The sequence below is a fragment of the Pararhodobacter marinus genome (genome assembly GCF_003122215.1).
GTDB classification, from domain to species: domain Bacteria; phylum Pseudomonadota; class Alphaproteobacteria; order Rhodobacterales; family Rhodobacteraceae; genus Pararhodobacter; species Pararhodobacter marinus.
Map to the genome: position 1 here is coordinate 1 of NZ_QEYD01000027.1, position 1,316 is coordinate 1,316.

A 1,316-nucleotide genomic window follows, 5' to 3' on the forward strand; every position below is an offset into this window, starting at 1 on the left:
GGCGCTGCGCGTTTGGTTTGCGTCCGGGGGAGGCTCCGCTCCCCCGGGCCCCCTCGGGAGTATTTCGGGCAGAATGAAGGGGCGGGCGGGTGTCATGGGATAACGGGCGGGGTGTGGGCGGTTCCCGGGGGTGGATCCAGCGGCGGGGAGAGGGGGTGAGTCGCGGGAGGGGCGGGCTTTTGTGCAGGAGGCGGGCGGGACGGGATGCCTGTGGCGCGCTGAGGATAAGTATAGGTTTATCAAGGCCTTGCGCAGCTGGCGCAGAGCCTCGGGGGCGCGTGGGGCTGGGTGTTATCGGATAACCGGCGGCCGGTTATCGCCCTGCCGCGCGGCGTTTTTGTCTGTCGGCGGCGGCGGGGGCAGGTTGGTCTCATCGGAAGCACCCGACGCCGCAAGACACGACACGTCACGGCCAGGGCGCCTGCCGATTCACACAAGACACCAACCCGACACACCAACCCCGGCCCCTTTCACACGGCCCCCCATTCCGGAGACCCACCCATGTTCGCCAAGACCTTCAAGACCGCCATCCTCGCCACCCTGATCGGCGCCGTCGCGCTGCCGGCGCTCGCCACCGGCGGCCACCGCGTCCGCGTCGAGCAATACGGCTACAACAACCAGATCGGCGGCGGCCAGTCGGGCCATCGCCAGCGCCTCTCGGTGATCCAGGACGGCCGCTCGAACATCGCCATCGCCACCCAGGACGGTCGCCGCAACGAGGCCTTCGTCGGCCAGACCGGCGACGACAACCGGGCCGATGTCGATCAATGGGGCCGCCGCAACGTCGCCGGCGTCAGCCAGTATGGCGACGATAACGACGCCACCGTGCGCCAGTATGGCCGCCGCAACGTCACCGCCGTGATCCAGGGCGGCGGCAGCTCGGCCAGCGTCACCCAGGCCGGCTCGGACAACGTCGTCGCCATCGTCCAGCAGTAAGCCCCGATCCGGCCGGGCGGCTTCCCCTCCGCCCTGGCCCTGCGCCGCGGGGACATCCCCGCCCCCGCGGCCCCCTTTTCGTCACAGGAGTTTCCCATGCACAGCCCCGTTTCCCTCTCCACCCTCACCCTGCGCCGCAAGGCCGCCTCGCTGTTCCTGGGCTTCGCCGTGCTGGGCTTCGCCGCCGCCTGCAGCGCCACCGCCGATACGAGAACCGCCTCCCCGGTCACCTGCGAGATCGCCCTCGACGCGATCCCCGGCGGCACGCGGGTCAGCGGCATCCTGACCGCCGGGCGCGCCGTCGCCGGGACCTATGACCTGCAGATCCGCTCGGGCTCGGCCTCGATCCGGCAGGGCGGCGATTTCGAGGCCCGGCCCGG

Annotated in this window: 2 protein-coding genes; both read left to right on the top strand. The window is 71.0% G+C overall.

Annotated elements, in window-relative coordinates; all coding sequences use genetic code 11:
* Window positions 1-501 precede the first annotated feature (501 nt).
* The gene (locus C4N9_RS21605; RefSeq protein WP_109535414.1) at window positions 502-936 is read left to right on the top strand and encodes a curlin; all 435 of its coding nucleotides are present in this window, start codon (window positions 502-504) and stop codon (window positions 934-936) included.
* Between the two features lie 96 nt (window positions 937-1,032).
* Window positions 1,033-1,316: curli-like amyloid fiber formation chaperone CsgH (gene csgH / locus C4N9_RS21610; protein WP_146195205.1), on the top strand; the 284-nt coding region annotated here is incomplete at its 3' end.

What these genes read in the sequence shown, in the direction of transcription:
- C4N9_RS21605 (WP_109535414.1), top strand. Translation starts at nt 502, where the DNA reads ATGTTCGCCAAGACCTTCAAGACCGCCATCCTCGCCACCCTGATCGGC.